Source organism: Actinokineospora iranica, from assembly GCF_900101685.1.
Taxonomy (GTDB): Bacteria; Actinomycetota; Actinomycetes; order Mycobacteriales; family Pseudonocardiaceae; genus Actinokineospora; species Actinokineospora iranica.
Genome location: NZ_FMZZ01000018.1, coordinates 53,603 through 72,548 on the forward strand (window position 1 = coordinate 53,603; position 18,946 = coordinate 72,548).

Annotated in this window: 15 protein-coding genes and 1 pseudogene; 8 read left to right on the top strand and 8 right to left on the bottom strand. The window is 73.9% G+C overall.

Going from position 1 to position 18,946, the window contains the following annotated elements:
- Positions 1 to 103: 103 nt before the first annotated feature.
- The 7 genes from BLS56_RS26855 to BLS56_RS26885 form a co-directional block, all read right to left on the bottom strand.
- Positions 104 to 1,408 carry a serine/threonine protein kinase gene (locus BLS56_RS26855; protein ID WP_091456443.1) on the bottom strand — a complete coding sequence of 435 codons (1,305 nt, stop codon included), beginning with the start codon at positions 1,406 to 1,408 and terminating at the stop codon, positions 104 to 106.
- A complete protein-coding gene (locus BLS56_RS26860; protein ID WP_091456446.1) occupies positions 1,405 to 3,498 on the bottom strand; it encodes a transglutaminase family protein in 2,094 nt (697 codons plus the stop codon). Before BLS56_RS26860 ends, BLS56_RS26855 begins: the two co-directional genes overlap by 4 nt.
- A 71-nt stretch (positions 3,499 to 3,569) precedes the next feature.
- Positions 3,570 to 4,697 (bottom strand): DUF58 domain-containing protein, encoded by a 1,128-nt coding sequence (locus BLS56_RS26865; protein ID WP_091456448.1) that lies wholly within the window; start codon positions 4,695 to 4,697, stop codon positions 3,570 to 3,572.
- Positions 4,697 to 5,650, bottom strand: a complete 954-nt coding sequence (locus BLS56_RS26870; RefSeq protein ID WP_091456451.1) for an AAA family ATPase — start codon at positions 5,648 to 5,650, stop codon at positions 4,697 to 4,699. The genes BLS56_RS26865 and BLS56_RS26870 overlap by 1 nt, the downstream gene beginning before the upstream one ends.
- On the bottom strand, positions 5,650 to 7,560 hold the full coding sequence (locus tag BLS56_RS26875) for a fibronectin type III domain-containing protein (RefSeq protein WP_139191017.1): 1,911 nt from the start codon (positions 7,558 to 7,560) through the stop codon (positions 5,650 to 5,652). Before BLS56_RS26875 ends, BLS56_RS26870 begins: the two co-directional genes overlap by 1 nt.
- Before the next feature lie 56 nt (positions 7,561 to 7,616).
- On the bottom strand, positions 7,617 to 8,879 hold the full coding sequence (locus BLS56_RS26880; protein ID WP_228771966.1) for a sensor histidine kinase: 1,263 nt from the start codon (positions 8,877 to 8,879) through the stop codon (positions 7,617 to 7,619).
- Positions 8,876 to 9,559 carry a response regulator transcription factor gene (locus BLS56_RS26885; RefSeq protein WP_175483065.1) on the bottom strand — a complete coding sequence of 228 codons (684 nt, stop codon included), beginning with the start codon at positions 9,557 to 9,559 and terminating at the stop codon, positions 8,876 to 8,878. Before BLS56_RS26885 ends, BLS56_RS26880 begins: the two co-directional genes overlap by 4 nt.
- A gap of 142 nt (positions 9,560 to 9,701) precedes the next feature.
- On the opposite strand from BLS56_RS26885, the gene BLS56_RS26890 reads away from it, so the two are divergent.
- The 3 genes from BLS56_RS26890 to BLS56_RS26900 all read left to right on the top strand — a co-directional run bounded on the left by BLS56_RS26890 (position 9,702) and on the right by BLS56_RS26900 (position 12,035).
- Positions 9,702 to 10,481: an AfsR/SARP family transcriptional regulator gene (locus BLS56_RS26890; protein ID WP_175483066.1), complete on the top strand. Its 780-nt coding sequence runs from the start codon at positions 9,702 to 9,704 to the stop codon at positions 10,479 to 10,481.
- Positions 10,468 to 11,223, top strand: a complete 756-nt coding sequence (locus tag BLS56_RS26895; protein ID WP_228771967.1) for a helix-turn-helix transcriptional regulator — start codon at positions 10,468 to 10,470, stop codon at positions 11,221 to 11,223. The genes BLS56_RS26890 and BLS56_RS26895 overlap by 14 nt, the downstream gene beginning before the upstream one ends.
- Before the next feature lie 155 nt (positions 11,224 to 11,378).
- Positions 11,379 to 12,035 carry a response regulator transcription factor gene (locus tag BLS56_RS26900; RefSeq protein WP_091456458.1) on the top strand — a complete coding sequence of 219 codons (657 nt, stop codon included), beginning with the start codon at positions 11,379 to 11,381 and terminating at the stop codon, positions 12,033 to 12,035.
- Between the two features lie 7 nt (positions 12,036 to 12,042).
- On the opposite strand, the gene BLS56_RS26905 is transcribed toward BLS56_RS26900, so the two are convergent.
- Positions 12,043 to 13,455 (bottom strand): protein kinase domain-containing protein, encoded by a 1,413-nt coding sequence (locus tag BLS56_RS26905; RefSeq protein WP_175483067.1) that lies wholly within the window; start codon positions 13,453 to 13,455, stop codon positions 12,043 to 12,045.
- Positions 13,456 to 13,618: 163 nt separating this feature from the next.
- Here BLS56_RS26905 and BLS56_RS26910 point away from each other — a divergent pair, with 163 nt between their 5' ends.
- From BLS56_RS26910 to BLS56_RS26930, 5 genes and pseudogenes are all read left to right on the top strand, one after another.
- Positions 13,619 to 14,584, top strand: a complete 966-nt coding sequence (locus BLS56_RS26910; protein ID WP_091456462.1) for a hypothetical protein — start codon at positions 13,619 to 13,621, stop codon at positions 14,582 to 14,584.
- Positions 14,585 to 14,727: 143 nt separating this feature from the next.
- Positions 14,728 to 14,868: pseudogene (locus BLS56_RS32600) on the top strand (TrpB-like pyridoxal phosphate-dependent enzyme); the annotation flags it as partial.
- A 686-nt stretch (positions 14,869 to 15,554) separates the two neighbouring features.
- Positions 15,555 to 16,028, top strand: a complete 474-nt coding sequence (locus tag BLS56_RS26920; RefSeq protein ID WP_407640555.1) for a helix-turn-helix transcriptional regulator — start codon at positions 15,555 to 15,557, stop codon at positions 16,026 to 16,028.
- A 10-nt stretch (positions 16,029 to 16,038) separates the two neighbouring features.
- Positions 16,039 to 16,449, top strand: coding sequence for a VOC family protein (locus tag BLS56_RS26925; protein WP_091456466.1), 411 nt, complete (start codon positions 16,039 to 16,041; stop codon positions 16,447 to 16,449).
- A gap of 100 nt (positions 16,450 to 16,549) precedes the next feature.
- On the top strand, positions 16,550 to 18,931 hold the full coding sequence (locus BLS56_RS26930; protein WP_091456468.1) for an ATP-binding cassette domain-containing protein: 2,382 nt from the start codon (positions 16,550 to 16,552) through the stop codon (positions 18,929 to 18,931).
- Positions 18,932 to 18,946: the final 15 nt, after the last annotated feature.

Genomic DNA, 18,946 nt, shown 5'->3' on the forward strand with positions numbered 1-18,946 from the left:
GAGCCGGAGTCCACTGGGGATAGTGCCAGCCGCACCGCCCGGACGACCCCTTCAGCGGCCCGGGGGCATCGGCGTCCGGACGCGTGTCGCCTGCGGGCCGGGGTCACGCGCACACCGCGCCGCGGAAGGGTTTGGCGGGGGATTGGACGGTGTCGGTGGGGTTGGCAGCCCGGACCTGGAAGCAGTACTTCCGGTCGGGCTCGACATCGACCAGGATCGTGGAGTTTCGGCCCGCGGGCAGGAACCAGGGCTTTTCGCCCTCGGGCATGACTTTCACCATGTAGTCCAGCGGGGTCGAGCCGCGCCAGGTCAGCCGCGCCTTGCCGCCTTCCTCGCTCGGGTCGTCCAGTTCCACCGAGGTGGACGGTCGCGTGGTCGGACTGCCTGGAGTGGACACTGGACGACTTGGGTCCACAGTGGATGCCGGTGCGGCAGCGGGCTCTGTGGACAGTTCGGAGGACGGTGTCCGGGTGAGCATGACCACGGCCGCCGCCGCGGCGGTCACGGACAACCCGATCGCCGCGCGGCGCGCGGCGCGCCGGGACTTCGGCCGGTCGGGCGCGGCGGCGCGGAAGTCGAAGGCGGCGACCGGGGTTCGGCCCGTGACGGGGGTGGCCAGTGGAGCCGGGGTGGTCGGCGGCGGGGCGATCAGCGCGGCGATCTCGGCCATGCGGGTGGCCACGGCGTCGGCGCTCTGCGGCCGGTGGGCCGGGTCGACGGCCAGCAGCCGGGCGACCACAGTGGACAGCTCGACCGGCACGCCGGGCCGGTTGACGGCGGGCACCGGTTCCCGCAGGACCCGCAGCACCCGGTCGCCCGCGCGCTCGCCCAGCCTGCCGGGGTGCGGCGAGCCCCCGGTCAGGGCGAAGTGCAGGACCGCGCCGAGGGCGTAGAGGTCGTCGCGTTCGCCCGGGGCGTCGGTGCGGATCGCCTCGGGGGAGCGGAACTCGATGGCGTGCAGCGGATCGCGGGGGAACGCCTGCCGCAGAGTCGGACCGGCGTCGGACAGCAGCGGCTCGCCGGTGGCGCGGAACAGCACGTTGTGCGGGGTGACCCCGCCGTGCACCACGCCCGCCCGGTGGGCCGCGACCAGGGCGGTGGCCAGCGCCCGGCCCAGCGACACGACGTCCCGGGCGGGCAACGGGCCCGCGCGCCCGACCAGATCCGCCAGCGAGCGCGCGCACAGTTCCATCCGCAGGATCTGCTTGCCGTCGCGCGCTTCCACGCCGTCGACCGGCAGCAGCGACGGGGCGCCGCGCAACGCGGCCCGCTCCCGCTCGAACGCGGTCCTGGTGCGCCGGTCGAACACCCTCGGAAACACCTTCAGCGCGACGGGAACGCCGTCGCGCTGTCCTGAGTAGACGGTGGCGACCGGTCCGCCGCCCACCACGTCGCCGGGGGTCGTCATCGCGGTGCCGCCGCAACCTCCATCCGCGTCTCGCGCGCCATGGTCCACCCGTCGCGGCGCAGCACGAGCCTCGGGTCGACGGCCGCCCGCAGGCGCATCGGCCACGGCGTCTTCGCCAAACCCTTGCGCACCAGCCCGACCGCGGCCCAGGCGCGCGGGCCAGCGTCGTCGTCGGCGCCGTCGGGCGACCAGAGCGTCGCGTCCAGGATATCCGCCAGATCGGAAAGCCCAGCCGCGACGGTGGGGTCGGAGACAGCGGCCAGCACGTCCCGAACCGTTGTGCCTGGCGTCACCGCCATCCCGTGCGCCCGCAACCGGTCCCGCGCCTCGAACCAGGCGCCCACCACGGCGCGCGTCCCCGGCGCGCGCCGCCGCCGCCACGCGCGCAGGGCCGTCAGGAGCGGAACAGCGGCCACCCCCACCAGGAATGCGCCGGTCACAGCCAGGGCGAGCGTGCGCCACGGCACCCGGAACCCGGAGTCCGGATTCGTCGCGTCCGGCGGGGGCGGTCGGAGCGCGGGCGCGACGAGATCGGCCGCGGGCGGCAGTTGCGCCCGCGCCCGGTCGGCGGCCTCGGCCAGGCCGCCGCGCGCCGCCCCGGTCGTCGCGGCGCGGGTCGGGTCGAGCGGGACCCAGCCGACGTTCTCGATCGCCACCTCCGGCCACACCAGGGCGTCCCGGTTGCGCACCACGACCGGCCCGCCGCTGGATGCTGGCGCGCGGTACCCGACGGCAAGCCGCGCGGGGATGCCCAGGAATCGCGCGAGGACGACGTAGGCGGCGGCGAACTGCTCGCTGGTGCCCACCTTGTTCTTGAGCAGGAAGGCGCGCAACTGCGGCCATCCGCTGCCCGTCGGGATGTCCGGGCCCTCGGCGAGGTCGTAGTTCTCGCTGAGGAACCTCTCCAGGGCCAACGCGGTCTGCGCCGACGGCCGAATGTCGCCGACCGCGGTCCGCGCCAAGTCGGCGACCTCCCGGGGCACCGGGCCGAGGTCGCCGATCCGCCGCGCCTCGACCTGGTCCACAGCGCCGTCGATCAGGTCGCCCGCCTGGACCGATGGCTCCCACCAGCGCAGTTCGTAGGACACCGGGCCGGTCCGCGCGGGCAGGCGCAGCGCGCCGGTGGCCTCGTCGACCAGCAGTCGGGGACCGGTCACCGCGGCGGGCAGCGCCTGGCTCGGCACCCAGGGCCCGGCCGCGCCCTCGATCCGGGCGGTGTGCGATGTGGCGTGCGCGGGCGAGGGCAGCGCGTCGCCCAGCCACCGCTGCCCGCCGTCGGTCGACCACGTCACGCCGTCGAACTTGTCCAGCGCCAGGAGCCGCCACCGGTCGACCGGCCCGGAGGTGGTGTAGGTGAACACCGGCTCGTCCGGGTGGCGCAGCCTGCTCGCCACCTCGCTGAGCGGGTTGACCACCCTGGTCGGCTGGGGCACGTGCTGCTGGTCCCGCAGCGAGTACGGGGTCCGCTCGGGTTGCGCGGTCCCCGCGAGCACCGCGCCGACCAGGGCGACCGGCAGCATCGCGGCCACCACCGGCCCCGGCGCGCCCGCCCGCCCGGTCGCCAGCAGCAAGACCACGGCGACGCCCGCGTACGCCACGCCCGCGACGATCGCCGCGACCCCGGTGACCGCGCCGAACAGCTGGCTCACCCCGAGCACCGCGAGGCTGGGCAGCAGCGCGGGCAGCGGCCGCCGTCCCGTGCCGAGCAGTTCGACGCCCGCCACCGCGGCGACGAGCACAGCCAAGGGGACGAACAGCAGCAGATCCGGCTCGGGCCGGGCGGGCCAGGTCGAGCGCAGCGTCAGCAGCCAGGACTCCGACACCCCGGCCACGATCGCGCGCACGGTCGCCCCGGTGGGCACACCGGCGACGGTGGTGTCCCGCAGGAGAAGCTCCACCAGCCCGAGCAGCCCGGCGGCGGTGGCGAGCACCGGCCGCCACGGCTGCGACCGGGGGAACCGCGCGCACAGCTCGGTCACCGCGAAGCACGCCACGACCACGACGGCGATCGGCGCGACCAGTGCGCGGAACCCGAACACCGGCTGGAACAGCAGCCCCGGCACGACGGCCGCGGCCAGCACCGCCGCCACCGCGATCCGCCCGCGCGCTTCCCGATCACCACCGCGATCGGCACCGCGGCCACCGGTTGCGACCCCCTGGATCATCCGGCGATCACGCTGTTCCAGCGGCGGGCCGCGGTCTCGGCGTCCGCGGCGCGCAGCACCGTCACACCGGGCACGCGCGGCAGGTCGAGCGGGCCGACGGCGAGGACGAACAGGGCCGAGAAGTGCGGCCGCAGCGCCGCCACCGCGCCGAGATCGGCCCGCGCGGCGGAGGTGACGACGGTGAGGCAGCCGCCTCGGCCCTCCGGCCTGCCCAACGACCTCGGCACGATCGCGCCGCCGTCGTCCGGGCGCAGCAGGGTCAGCTCGTCCAGCAGGCGCCGCACCGCGGACGGGCCGGAGTCCACCGACACGTCCAACCCGGCGGTGGTGAGCAGCCTGCAGCGGTGGCCAGCCGCCGCCGAGGCCGCGAGCAGGGACGCGGCGATGTCCACCGCGTCCTCGAACGCCGGGCCGGGGCGGGTGTCGAGCAGCGCGGTGAACAGCGGCCGCTCCGGGTCGGCGTAGTCGCGGACCATGAGCGTGCCGGTGCGGGCGCTGGCTTTCCAGTGCAGGTGCCGCACCTCGTCCCCGACGACGTACTCCCGGATCTCCCGCAGGTCCAGCGACCCGCGCGGCGCGGTCTCGGTGGTCGCGCCGTCGTGGTGGTGGTGTGGAAGCCCGCTGACCGGCGCGCGCATCGGGTACCGGCGCGGATACACCCACAGCGTGGTGGTGTCCCCGGTCCGCACCCGGCCGACCGCGAGCCCCAGCGGGTCAGGGCGCTCCAGGGTGAGCGGCCCGACCTGGTGCGCGCCGCGCGCCGCGGTGGGCAGCTCGTAGTGCTGGACGACCTCGCCGCCCGGTGCGAGCGGCCGCACGCTCACCCCGCGGTGGCCCGCGCCGATCCGGTCGCTCGCGGTGAACCCGGGTTGGCCGCGGCCGCCCTCGTTGCGCACGCGGATCCGGGCGAACGCGGGCCTGCCCCGGGTGACCCGGTCCGGGTAGACCTCGCGGACCACGGTGACGCTCGGCCTGCGGGCGACGACCGCCACCGCCGCGAGCACCGCCCCGCCGCCCGCGCCGCCCAGCGTGAGCGCCACCGGGTACCCGGCGAACCAGCCCGCGGCGAAGGCGGCGGCGGCGACAGCGGCGACGACGGCCCCCCGGCCGGTCAGCCGGGCCATCAGGCCACCGTGGCGCTCGTCGCGGGCGCCGGGACGGCGGCCAGGACCTCGGCGAGGACGTCGCTGGTCCGCCGCTGGTCGAGTTCGGCGTCGGCGGTGAGGATCAGCCGGTGTTCGAGGACCGGCCCGGCGACCTCCTTGACGTCGTCGGGGGTCACGAAGGCGCGGCCGCGGGTGGCCGCGACAGCCTGGGCCGCGCGGACCAGCGCGATGCTGCCGCGCGGGCTCGCGCCGTGCCGCAGCGCGACGTGCGCCCGGGTGGCCGCCGCCAGCCGGGCCGCGTACTCGACGACGTGCGGGTCGAGGTGCCCGGAGCGGACCTGCGTGATCGCCGCCCGCAGCGTCGGGATGTCCACCACCGGGGACAGCTCGTCCGGCTCGACCCCCGCGCAGTGGCTCATGATCACCAGGACCTCGGTGCCGAGGTCGGGGTAGCCGATCGACAGGCGCATCAGGAACCGGTCGAGCTGGGCCTCGGGCAGCCGGTAGGTGCCCGCCATCTCGATCGGGTTCTGCGTCGCGACCACCATGAACGGCGTCGGGACCTCGTGGCGCACGGAGTCGACGGTGACGGTGCGCTCGGCCATCACCTCCAGCAGCGCCGACTGGGTCTTCGGGGTGCCCCGGTTGATCTCGTCGGCGAGCACGATGTTCGCGAAGATCCCGCCGGGGTGGAACTCGAACCGCTCGACGTTCTGGTGGTAGACCTGCACTCCGGTGATGTCGCCGGGCAGCAGGTCCGGGGTGAACTGGATGCGGCTCCAGCTTCCGCCGATGCTGCGCGCCAGGCACCGGGCCAGCGTGGTCTTGCCCAGGCCGGGCACGTCCTCGATCAGCAGGTGCCCCTCGGCCAGCAGCGCGGCCACGGCGAGCCGGACGAGTTCCGGCTTGCCCCGCAGCACACGCGCGACGTTGGTCGAGATCGCGTCGTAGACCTCGCTCGCGGCGGTCATCAGTTCTCCGTCCACTTCAGACGATTGGACTCGAAGGTCCCGTTCGAGGTCTCCACCGTCACCCACACGGTGTGGCCTATCCCGTGGTAGTCGAAGGCGTGGAAGGTGATCTCGCCATTGCGGTCGGTGGTCTGCGACGAGCCCGGGTTGGAGTAGCCCGCCGCGGTCGAATGCGGAAACGCCTTCACACGGGTCCTCGGCGGGAAACCGGTCAGGGTGATCCGCATCGGCGCGCAGCCCGGTTTTGAGGCGTAGTCCGCGTCCGGGTCGCACTCCCGGTCGCCGCGCGCGATGACGACCTGCGGCGTCGGGACCGGCGTCACCGGGGTGGCCGATGCCGCGGGCCCGGAGCCGACGGCGTTCGCGGCGCGGACGGTGATGGTGTACGACACGCGGTTGGCCAGGCCGGTCACGGTGAACGCCGTGGCGCCGCCGCCGAGGCGGTGCGACCCGGACCTGCCGCCACCGGACCAGGTCACCGTGTACCCGGTGATCGCGGACCCGTTGGCCGATGCTGGCGACCAGGTCACCGTCGCCGAGCCGGGGCCGGGGGCAGCCGCGACGCCGACCGGGGCGCCCGGCGGGCTCGCCGCGATCGTCGGCGGGGGAGCCGTCGGCTTGGCGGGCGGCGTCGTCCTGGTCCGCTGGGGCGCCACTGGCGGCCGGGTGTCCACTGGCCGCGCGGGCGGGGGCCCGGTGTCCGCTGGCCGCGCGGGCGGAGCGGTCGCCCCGGTCGTGGTGGTGTCGGTCGGGGGCGGCGGCGCGACCGGCGGCGCGACGGGGCCGCGCGTCGGGTTGACCTTGCCGTCGACCGGGACGTCGGTGATCCGGCCGTCCCGGTCGAGGACGAGGACGTGGCCGCCCTTGTCGCCCTCGACGTAGACCTTGTGGTCGTCGCCCTTGGTGAGCCTCGGCTCGCCGGTCTCGGCGGGGATCGGCCGGGCGTGCTGGGGGCGTCCGTCCGCGTCGTAGGTCAGCAGTTTCCGGCTGCTCCGGTCGATCAGCGCGACCACACCGCCGGAGGACACCGGCTCGGTGTACTCGCCCTTGGGCACGGTCACCGGGATGGGCTTGGCCTGCGGGCGGGCGGGATCGAGGCCGGGGTCGACCAGGTGCAGCGTGCTCTTCGCGGGGTCGAAGATCGCGACCCGGCCGGAGACGTCGCTCGCGGCGACCGCCGCCGCGTCGGGGATGTCGATGCCGAGGTGGACGCCGGGGCCAAGACCGGTGTCCGCGACGGCGTGGGCGGTGTTGGTCGCGCTGTCGACGAAAACCGGCGTGTCCCCGACGACGGTGAGCGACCCGGCGTCGTTGCCGGGGATGGCGACCGGGCACGGCACGTCCGTCGCGCCGGGGGCGACCCGGCACAGCTGCCCGGTGTCCGTGCGCCGCAGCCACACCCGGCCCTGGGGGGTGGCCGCGAAGTCCACGACCGGGCCGCCGACCTTCAGCGCGAGCATCGGGTCGCCCAAGCGGGACAGCGTGCCCGCCTTCGGGTAGAGGACATAGGGGCCGCCCTCGACGCGGATCGGGATGCCGGGTTCCTCGGTTTCCGGGTCGAGGGTCTTCTCCACGGTCTGGCTGGGCAGGTCCACCATCGGGATCTCCGTCGGGCTGACGACATAGCCCTTGGTGTCGCCCTGGACCACCTCGCTGCCCGGGGCGGCCTGGACGCCGTCGACCTTGGCGTCGACGTTGCCGGTGCCGCCGTCGATGTGGAAGATCGCGCCCAGCGCCGCGTTGTAGACCCAGTGGCCCGGCGGGAGGAACGCCGCGCCGGGGGTGGGCGTGGCCGCGCCGGACACCGCGACGACCACGCCGCTGAGACACCCCACCGCGAGCAGCGCCGTGGGCAGCCGCCTGCGCAGCGAGCCGGTGAGAGCCTGCCGAGATCGTGTCCCCAGATTCACGCGACCCAGGGTAGGTCACCGAATACAGGACCGGTCCACTCCTGTCGCTTTACTGTTCAACGCCGGTCGGGCGCCACCGGCAATTCCAGCTCGAAGATGGCCCCGCCCTCGTCGGCGTTGTAGAGGTTCAGCCTGCCCCCGTGCGCCTGGGCGACCCACCGCACGATCGACAGCCCCAGCCCCGAGGACCCGCTGCCGGTGCGGAACCGGTTGAACATCTCCTCCGCGGCATCGGCGTCGATCCCCGGACCGTGGTCGGCGACCGTGACTCTGCCGTTGGCGACCGTGATGTGCACGATCGCGCGCTCGCCGGGCTTTCGCCCGTACCGCAAGGCGTTGTCGAGCAGGTTGCCGATCGCGCGCTGCACCAGGGTCGGGTCGGCCAGCACCGCGGACGCCGCCGCGGTGAGCGTCACCTGCGCGTCCTGGGCCGGGGTCGACTCCACCACGTCGGCGACGAGCTGGTCGAGCCACACCGGTTGCACGGCCAGCCGGTCCACGCCCGCGGCGAGCCGGGCGCGCACGAGCAGGCCGTCGATGACGCCGCCCATCCGCGCGGCGAGCTCGACCGTGCGCGGCAGCAAATCGGCGCGCTCACCGGGGTTGCGCAGCGCGGTCTCGGCGAGCGCCCGCAGCGCCGCGACCGGTGTCCGCAGGTCGTGCGCGGTCTCGGCGAGCAACTGCTCTTGCTGCTCCAGCGCCGAGGCCGCGGGCCGGATCGCCCGCCCGGCCAGGATGTGGCCCGCGGCGCCGAGCAGGCCGACCAGCAGCAGGCACCCGCCGACGATCCGCCACACCGCGGTGTCGTGCGCGCGCTGCTCGTCGGTCGCGTCGGCGAGCGCGATCACCGCGCCGACGTACCGCCCGGACTGACCGCGGATCGGCTCGACGCGGATTCGCACCGGTCTGCCGTCGGTGGCCCAGATCCGGCCGTAGCGAAGCCGTTGATCGCCCACCGCTTTCCGCGCCTCATCGGCCAGCAGGCCCCGGTCGACCGGAACGCACTCCACTTTGCTGAACTTCGCCGGGAACGACCCGCCGCCCGCGGGGAGCACGGCGAACTGCGGGCACATGTCGTTCAGCTCGTCGCGGTCGATGCCCGCGGTGCTGACCGTGCCATCGGCGTCGGCCCGCAGCAGCCTGCTCACCGTGGCGGTGACCCCCTGCAGCCGGGCGTCGAGCCGCTGGTCCCGCTGCTCCTGGTCGTTGCCGATCACCAGCCAGGACACGACGACCAGCCCGAGGGCGTTCATCGTGGTGAACAGCGCCGTCAGCACCAGCCGCAGCCTGCGGAGCCGGTCCGCGGCCGCCCCGGTCACCGGTTCGGCTCCTCGGCGAGCCGGTAGCCGACCCCGCGCACGGTGTGGATCAGCGCGGGCGCGCGCAGCTTCGCCCGCAGCCGCTTGACCACCGCGTCCACCACGTTGGCGACCGGGTCTGCCGCGCCGTCCCAGCAGTGCTCCATCAGCTCGTCGCGGCCGACCGCCTGGCCGACCCGGACGAGCAGCACCTCCAACACGGCGAACTCCTTGTCGGACAAGGTGAGCAGCACCCCGCCGCGGCGCACCTCCCGCCGCGCGCAGTCGACGACGAGATCGGCGTGCCGCAGCACCGACGGCCTGCCCGTGCCCGCCCGCCTGCACAGCGCGAACACCCGCGCGGCCATCTCGCCCACGGAGAACGGCTTGACCAGGTAGTCGTCGCCGCCGTGGGCGAACCCGGCGAGCCGGTCGGCCACGGTGTCGCGCGCGGTGAGGAACAGCACCGGCGTCGCCCACCCGCGCTCGCGCAGCCGGTGCACGTACGAGATCGAGTCGCCGTCGGGCAGCATCCGGTCGAACACCACGCACTGGTACTCGCCGTTGCCGAGCGCGGCGTCCGCGCCCGCGATGTCGGCGGCCGCGGTGACCAGCAGGCCCGCCGCCGTGAGCTCGGCGGTCACCGCGACGCGCAGGTCCTCGTCGTCCTCGACCACCAGCACCCGTCCGCCGCGTGTCATCGAATCCTCATGTCCACAGGTCGACTCTGGTCCCCGCGGCGCGCGAGCGCGCCGATCCGCTCGATCGACAGGAGTAAGGGCAATGCACTTCTCGGAGCCATCTTCGCATCTGTCTTCGCAGCCATCTCCGACGTTGTTCTCCGTGCTCGGCCCGGTCGAGGTGCGCGGCAGCGCGGCCGTGCTCAGGGCCCCGAAACCGATCACCGTGCTGACCACGCTGCTGGTACACGCTAACGCCTGGGTCGACACCGACACGCTGATCGCGGTCACTTGGCCGGAACAGGCCGCGCCCGCCTCGGCGAACGCCAACCTCAAGACCTATGTGTGGCAGCTGCGCCGGGCGCTGCCCGCGGGCCGCGTCGAGCAGCGGCCGGGCGCCTACCGGCTGCGGGTCGAAGCAGGCGAACTCGACATCGACGAGGCCGAGCGCCTCGCCGCGCTCGGCCGCCGCGCCCGCGCCGACGGCGACCTGGAGACCGCGGCCGACCTGTTCGCCGAGGCCCTGGGCCTGTGGCGGGGCAAGCCGTTCGGCGGCCTGTGCCTCGACACCGCGGTCGGCACCCGCGCCTGGCTCGACGCGCTGCACCGGGACCTGCGCTCGGCGCTGGCCGACATCCACTTCGAGCAGGGGCGCGTGAACGAGGCGATCATGGTCCTGCGCGGCCTGGTGGACGAGGACCCGGTGTCCGAGAGCGCCTGGGCGCGCTGGGTGGCCGCGCTGGCCAGGGCGGGCAGGCACGGCGAGGCGCTGGCGCTCTGCCACCGGGCCCGCGCGGTGCTGGCCGCCGAACTCGGCGTGCGGCCGGGCGCCGAGCTGACCGCGGCCCACCGGCTCGCCCTGGGAAACCGGGTCGAGGTCCGGACCGGGTCCGACCGCCGACACGACGTGGTGCGGGCGGGAGCGCGCTGTGGCCGCCCGTGACCGCCGCCCCGTCGCGCGATCCGCGACCCGCACCCCGAGTGTCCATAATGGACTGATCGGCGGCCGGTCGTGTCCCGGCGGGGGTTCCGCGCCCGACCCCGGGAAGTGGGGCGTGGCCGCGCTGCTCGCCGACGCTGCCCACGAGGTGCTGGTGATGAGCACCCGCGCCACCGCCGCGGGCGGCCCGATCGAGGTGATCCGCGGCGTCGACCGCCGGACCCCGCGGCGCGGCGTGCGCTACCGGCTGCTGGTGCCCGACGCCGCCCGCGCCGCGTCGGGCCTGGCCCGCCTGCGCGGCGCGCATCCCCTGGCGGGGGCGGACACGCGGACGGTCCGGCACGTGCCGACGGACGCGATCGTCGTCGACGGCCGGGTGGTCGTCCTGCCCAGCGCGCCGGGCGAGGTCGCCGCGTTCCGGCTCCCCGGCGTGGTCACCACCGCGGTCGAGCTGTTCGAGCGGGTGTGGCGCACCGCGGTCCCGCTGAGCACGATCGACCCGCCCGCGCTCGACTTGCCCGCGATCGACTTGCCCGCGGCCGAGCTCACCGTGCGGCAGCGCGAGTTGCTGACCCTGCTCACCTTCGGCGCCACCGACGAGTCGGCCGCGGCCAGCCTGGGCGTGTCGGTGCGCACGATCCGCCGCATGGTCGCCGACATCATGCACCGGCTCGGCGCCCGCAGCCGGTTCCAGGCCGGGGCCAGGGCCGCCGACCGCGGCTGGCTGCTGACCGAGGCGGGCTGACGACCAGCCCGCACTGGATCACCATCCCGGTGACACACCCGCTGTCCCGTCCACCCGTTGGTCGACTCGCCCACCGCGGTTCCACCGCCGCTCCCGGCGTCCCGCTGCTGGATTCGCCCCAGAGCGGCGGTGACTGGCTGCTACCGTCGGCGGCTGTGCGTGTGCTGGTCCTGGAGGACGACGAGAACATGCGGCTGGCCGTCGGCGGATCGCTGCGTGGCGCGGGGTTCGCGGTCGACCAGGTCGCCGACCTCGCGGCCGCCGACGAGGCCCTGTGGGTCAACCGATACGACTGCGCGGTCTTCGACCGCAAGCTGCCCTCCGGCGACTCGCTGCGCTTCGTCCGCGCCAAACGCGCCGCGGGACTGGCCACGCCGGTCCTGTTCCTCACCGCCCTCGACTCGGTGGACGACCGCATCGCTGGCCTCGCCGACGGCGACGACTACCTGGTCAAGCCGTTCGACATGGCCGAGCTGGTCGCCCGCGTCCGCAGCCTGTGCAGGCGCTCGGCCATCGGCCGCCCCCCGGTGCTGCGCTGCGGCGACCTCGAACTGGACCCGGCCAGCCGCCAGGTCCGCCGCGGCGGCATCCTGCTCACCCTGACGCCCCGCGAGTTCGCGGTCCTGGAACTGCTCATGGCCACCCCGGGCACCCCGGTCCGCCGCGATGCCCTGATCGCGGGCGCCTGGGACGAGATGGCCGACCCCACAAGCAATATCCTGGACGTGGTGATCAGGCAGCTGCGCCGCAAGCTGCACCACCCCCCGATGATCCACACCGTGCACCGGGTGGGCTACCGCATCGATCCCTGATGAGTGCTCAGGCGCGGCAGACGGCGCTGCGGATGGGCGCGGGCTCGCTCTCGTAGACCTGGTGGACGTCGCTGCCCCGGACGGCGAAGCAGTACTTGCGGCCCGGGTCGACCGGGAGGGTGACACTGGTGCTGGTGCCGACGTACTCGACGCGGGCCTGGTCGCCTTCGGCGTCGATCACCACGGCGTAGTGCAGGCGCTTGCCGCTGTGCCAGGTCAACTCCACCTTGTCGGCCACGTCCTTGGGCGCGGCGAGGACCAGATCGACCGCGGGCGCTGAGCTGGCGGGCGCTGTGGTGGCGGAGGGTGGTGACGTCGGCGTCGGCCGCGCGCCGTCTGCGCTGTGCCGAGGGCCGGACTCGTCGCGGAGGGCGACGACAAGCGCGACGGCGGCGAGCACCGCCACCCCCGCGGCCACCAGCGGTCGGCGCGGCGCGGCGGCAGCCGGGGAAACCGGCGCGATCGGCTTGGGCGGTCCCGGGACCGGGACCGGTTCGTCGCCCCCGACATCGGCCCCGGCTCCGGCGCCGACCCCGAAGCCGACCCCGAAGCCGCCCCCATCCCCGGCGTCGACAGCGAAGCCGACGTCGAACGGGACCGCGGGCTCGGTGCGCGGCGGCAGGCCGAGCGCGGTGCCGGTGATCGCCCGCGCGCCGGGCGCGCGCAGGGCGGCCAGGCGGGCCGCCGCGGTCGCGGCGTCGATGGGGCGGCGGGCGGCGTCGGGGGCCAGCAGGCTCGTGATGACGGCGGACAGCGCGGCGGGGACGTGTTTGCCGTCGATGGCCGGAACCGGCTCGCCGAGCACGCGCAGGACCCGGTCGCCGGGCGTCTCGCCCAGCCGGACCGGATGCGGGGACTCGCCGGTGAGGGCGAGGTGCAGGACGGCGCCGAGGCCGTAGAGGTCGGCCCGTTCGGTGAACTCGCCGGTGCGCAGTGTCTCCGGGGGGCGGTATTCGACCGCGTGCAGCGGGTCCCGGGGGAACGCGTGCCGCAGGGCGACGCCGAAATCGGCCAGCACCGGCTCGCCCAAGGGGCCGAAGAGCACGTTGAACGGGGTCACGCCGCCGTGCACGACGCCCGCGGCGTGGGCGGCCGCCAACGCGGTCGCGATCTCGTGGCCGAGCACGACGGCGTCCTCGACCGGCAGGGCTCCGATCCGGCTGACCAGCGCGGCAAGGGACTCCGCGCACAATGGCATCCGCAGCGCCTGCCTGCCGTCGGCGAGCCGGTCGACCGACTCGACCGGCAGGATGGACGGCAGCGCGGGCAGGGCGGCCCGCTCGCGGGCGAACGCCGCGGCGGTGCGCTTGTCGAAGCCGCGGGGGAAAACCTTGTACACGACCGGTTTGCCCGCGTGGAGCCCGGAGCAGATGGTGGCGACCGGCCCCGTGGTGAGTTCGTAAAGCGCGTCGCCGGACACCGGCCCCACCTCCCCTCGCGCTGTTCGTGAGGATCACGGTAAGGACGCCGGTATAGCGGCGGTACAGCCGCGTTCACCGGTCGGCGGGCGGCGTCCGCTGTCATCGAATCCTCATGTCTCCGGCGCGATGCTGGGGGCCACAACGCGTTCTCGGAGGTGCACAGTGGACAGCGCAGCGCGCACGACATCGGTCCAGCCGGACGAGCCGACGGTGGCCACATCGGCGCGGGCGTGGCGGCCATCGCTCACTGCGCCCCTGTCGGAGAACGGCACGGTGCCGCTTCCCGCGTCGGCGGTCTTGGCCCTGGCCGAACTCCCGCGCGTGCCGCGCACGGGCCTGGTGCGCGGGCCGGGACTGGGCGAACGGACGCGGCGGATCGCGGCGTTCCCGTTCCGCGGGCGGCGGCACGCCCTGCCCGGGGACATCCGCAAGGCGCAGGCGCTGCTGACCCGGGTGCGGCCGGGCGCGGTCCTGGTTCCCACCACCGCGGGCCTGGTCGTCCGGCACCCGGCGGGCGTGACCGCGGTCCTGCGGTCGAAGCGGGTGAGCGCGGACCGGCTGCCCAACCCGGTCGAGCTGCTTTCCTGCGGCCCGAACGTGGCGGCACAGGCGCTGTTCCACTGTTTTCCGGGGCAGCCCCCGCGCGCCTGGCTGACCGTCCACTCGGGACTGTCTGGTTCGGACGACCCAGAGCGGGTCCACCACCACACCCTGAACCAGGCGCGGGCACGCCTTGACGGCGCGGAAACGACGGCCGAGACCGATCCGGCCACGCTCACCGCGCTGGCCCACGTCACCGGCGGCTACCTGGAGACCCGTGAGACCTGGCGGTTCTGGCGGGCGGGCGCGGTCACGCAGGCGTGCTTCCGGGTCGAGGGCACGCCCCACCCGCACCTCGTCGCCACCCTGCTCACCCGTGCCCCGGGCGTCGCGGTCACGGTGGCCTGGAACGCCCACCCGCGCGGGCAGGGCATCGTCGTGCGGCTGGCGGCCACCACCGACAGCGCGGTCGACAGCGCCGCGCACACCCTCGCCTGCCTGGTCGCCCCGCTCCGCCTCGTCCGCCTCGACGGCGCCCACGTGGCCGGACTCGCCGCGACTTTGCCGATCGGGCACCTGTCCCGCTGACTGTCGGCCTGGCTTTCCCGTTCGTCGGCAACCCCGCTGGGTGAATCGCGTTGCTTTCGCCACTGAAACACCCGATCGTTCGCGTGGTCATCCGGGCCGCCTGGCCCCAGCGTGTCCTCAGTCGCGAGTCACGGGAGGCGGGCATGGCCGGTCGCACGAAGTTCCTGCTGGACGAGTCGGAACTGCCGACCCAGTGGTACAACATCGTCCCCGATCTGCCCGCGCCGCCACCGCCGCCGCCGCACCCGGGCACGAAAGAGCCGGCCGGGCCAGACGATCTGGCGCGCCGTCGACAGAGCGCCGCGTGCCAGGCTGGATCAGACCCGCGAGGGCGGCCTCATTCTGGCCGACCTCAAGATCGGCACAAGTGCGGGCAACCTGGTCACTCTCCCCCGGACCCGCGACGGCGCCGAGGGCCGGTTTGTCGACGGCCCGCCGACTTCATGGCACTGCGCGGGAATACCGACCATCCCACTCGGGAGCGTGCCCACGCGCGCCGCCGGGCGACAAACGTGACCGAAGAACGCCCGTGGGAGTTCCCCGTGTGGTGGTTCTTGGCGTGCGTGTCCATGCCCGCGGGCGTCCGATTCGGCTACACGATCAACCAGGACACCGCAACCCCCGAAGCTGTTTTCCTCAGCTGTCCGGACGGCTCATGGGCCGAGGTGTCGACCGGCCCAGCAGACGCACCGCGCAGCGTGTGGGAGGACGGGCCTGCGGGCTTGTGGTCCGCCGTCGAGCGAGCACGCGACCTCTGGATGACACACGGACAGCCCCGATGGAGCCGACTAGGGCTCACCGTCAGCGATGAAGAACACCGGGTGTGGCTCGACAGCCCCAGCGGCCCGAACTGGACACTCCAGCCGTAACCGTCCTCGGCGGTTTCCTCGGCTTGGCTCGCCCAGCGCGTCCTGCGCCGCTGACCCCGAGGGCCACCGAGGAAAGCCGGTGGTGACCCAGCGTAGGGGCGATGTCGGTCGGCTGTGGCACCATCCGAAGGGTGAGCAGCAGACCCGCGGCCGCCCAGCGCCTGAGTGACCTCGCGCGGCTGCGCCGCGTCCGCGACCGGATCGACCGGGAGTACGCGCGGCCGCTGGACGTCGAGGCGCTCGCCCGGGGCGTGAACATGTCCGCCGGGCACCTCAGCCGGCAGTTCCGGATCGCCTACGGAGAGTCACCGTACGGGTATCTGATGACCCGGCGCATCGAGCGGGCCATGGCGCTGCTGCGGCGCGGCGACCGCAGCGTCACCGAGGTCTGCTTCGAGGTCGGCTGCTCGTCGCTGGGCACCTTCAGCACGCGGTTCACCGAACTGGTCGGGATGCCGCCCAGCGTGTACCGGCGGGCGGCGGTGGGCGCGACCGAGGGGATGCCGTCCTGTGTGGCCAAACAGGTCACCAGACCGGTCAGGAATCGAGAAGCGCCCGCTGCGAGCCGCACATAGCCTGGCCGCCATGGACATCACCATTCACGCGAGTTTCCTCCCGCACGACGACCCGGACGCAGCCCTCGCCTTCTACCGCGACACGCTCGGCTTCGAGGTCCGCAACGACGTCGGCTACGCCGGGATGCGCTGGCTCACCGTCGGCCCGGTCGGCCAGCCCGGCACGTCCATCGTGCTGCACCCGCCCGCCGCGGACCCCGGCGTCACCGACGACGAGCGCCGCACCATCACCGAGATGATGGCCAAGGGCACCTACGCGGGCATCCTGCTGGCCACCCCCGACCTGGACGACACCTTCGCGCGGCTGCAGGCGAGCGCCGCCGAGATCGTCCAAGAGCCCACCGAGCAGCCCTACGGCGTGCGCGACTGCGCCGTCCGCGACCCCGCGGGCAACCTGATCCGCGTCCAGGAACGGCGCTGAGCCCGGTCTGAGAGAGGGACACCCTAGTGAGCGAGCTTGCGAGCGAACAATCGACACAGTGCGTAGGCACGCGAGGCCACCGGCCTTGTGAGGTGGCCTGATGAGCAAGGCCACAAGGCACGCGGCCGACAGCCACGACCTGATCCGCGTGCGGGGCGCCCGCGAGAACAACCTCAAAGACGTCAGCGTCGAGATCCCCAAGCGCAGGCTGACGGTGTTCACCGGCGTCTCCGGCTCCGGCAAGAGCTCGCTGGTGTTCGGCACGATCGCCGCCGAGTCGCAGCGGATGATCAACGAGACCTACAGCGCGTTCGTGCAGGGGTTCATGCCGACGCTGGCGCGGCCGGAGGTCGACGTGCTCGACGGCCTGACGACCGCGATCATCGTGGACCAGGAGCGGATCGGCGCCAACGCCCGCTCCACCGTCGGCACGGTCACCGACGCCAACGCGATGCTGCGCATCCTGTTCAGCAGGCTCGGGAAGCCGCACATCGGCCCGCCCAACGCGTACTCGTTCAACGTCCCCTCGGTCAAGGCGAGCGGCGCGATCACCGTCGAGCGCGGCGCGGGCAAGACCAAGACCGAGAAGGCGACCTTCACCCGCCTCGGCGGCATGTGCCCGCGCTGCGAGGGCATGGGCAACGTGACCGACTTCGACCTGTCCCAGCTCTACGACGACGGCAAGTCGCTCAACGAGGGCGCGCTCACCGTCCCCGGCTACAGCATGGACGGCTGGTACGGCCGCATCTTCCGCGGCTGCGGCTTCTTCGACCCGGACAAGCCGATCCGCAAGTACACCAAGCGGGAACTGCACGACCTGCTGCACAAGGACCCGACGAAGATCAAGGTCGACGGGATCAACCTGACCTACGAGGGGCTGATCCCGAAGATCCAGAAGTCGTTCCTGGCCAAGGACGTCGACGCGCTGCAGCCGCACATCCGGGCGTTCGTGGAGCGGGCCGTCACCTTCACCGTCTGCCCCGAGTGCGCGGGCACCCGGCTCAGCGCCGAGGCCCGCTCGTCCAAGATCGCGGGCATCAACATCGCCGAGGCGTGCGCGATGCAGATCAGCGACCTGGCCGACTGGGTGCGCGGCCTCGACGAGCCGTCGGTGGCGCCGCTGCTCGCCGCGCTCGGGCACAGCCTCGACTCGTTCGTGGAGATCGGGTTGGGCTACCTCTCGCTCGACCGCCCGTCGGGCACCCTGTCCGGCGGCGAGGCGCAGCGCACCAAGATGATCCGCCACCTCGGCTCGTCGCTCACCGACGTCACCTACGTCTTCGACGAGCCCACCATCGGCCTGCACCCGCACGACATCGCGCGGATGAACGACCTGCTGCTGGCGTTGCGGGACAAGGGGAACACGGTGCTGATGGTCGAGCACAAGCCGGAGGCCATCGCGATCGCCGACCACGTGGTCGACCTCGGCCCCGGCGCGGGCACGGCGGGCGGCGCGGTGTGCTTCGAGGGCACCGTCGAGGGGTTGCGGGCCAGCGGCACCATCACTGGCCGCCACCTGGACGACCGCGCCGCTCTCAAAGAGACAGTGCGCGAACCCACTGGAGCCCTGGAAATCCGCGGCGCCGGCACCAACAACCTGCGCGAGGTCGATGTGGACATCCCGCTCGGCGTGCTGGTGGTGGTGACCGGCGTGGCCGGGTCGGGCAAGAGTTCGCTGATCCACGGCTCGGTCGCCGGGCGCGACGGCGTGGTGTCGGTCGACCAGACCCAGATCCGCGGCTCCCGCCGGAGCAACCCGGCGACCTACACCGGCCTGCTCGAACCGATCCGCAAGGCCTTCGCCAAGGCCAACGGCGTGAAGCCCGCGCTGTTCAGCGCCAACTCCGCTGGCGCCTGCCCCACCTGCAACGGCGCGGGCGTCATCTACACCGACCTGGCGATGATGGCGGGCGTGGCGACCGTCTGCGAGGAGTGCGAGGGCAAGCGGTTCCAGGCTTCGGTCTTGGAATACCGCCTCGGCGACGCGGACAATTCCAAAGACATCAGCGAGGTGCTGGCCATGTCGGTCGCCGAAGCCGAAAAGTTCTTCGGGGCGGGCGAGGCGCGCACGCCCGCGGCGCACGCCATCCTCGACCGCCTCGCCGACGTCGGCCTCGGCTACCTGCGCCTTGGCCAGCCCCTCACCACCCTGTCCGGCGGCGAGCGGCAGCGGCTCAAACTGGCCACCCGCATGGCCGAGAAGGGCGGCGTCTACATCCTCGACGAGCCCACCACCGGCCTGCACCTCGCCGACGTCGAGCAGTTGCTCGGCCTGCTCGACCGCCTGGTCGACTCCGGCAAATCGGTCATCGTCATCGAGCACCACCAGGCGGTGATGGCGCACGCCGACTGGATCATCGACCTCGGCCCCGGCGCGGGCCACGACGGCGGCAGCGTCGTCTTCGAGGGCGTCCCCGCCGACCTCGTCGCCGCCCGCGCCACCCTCACCGGCGAACACCTCGCCGCGTACGTCGGCGCCTGACCCTGCCGAACCACG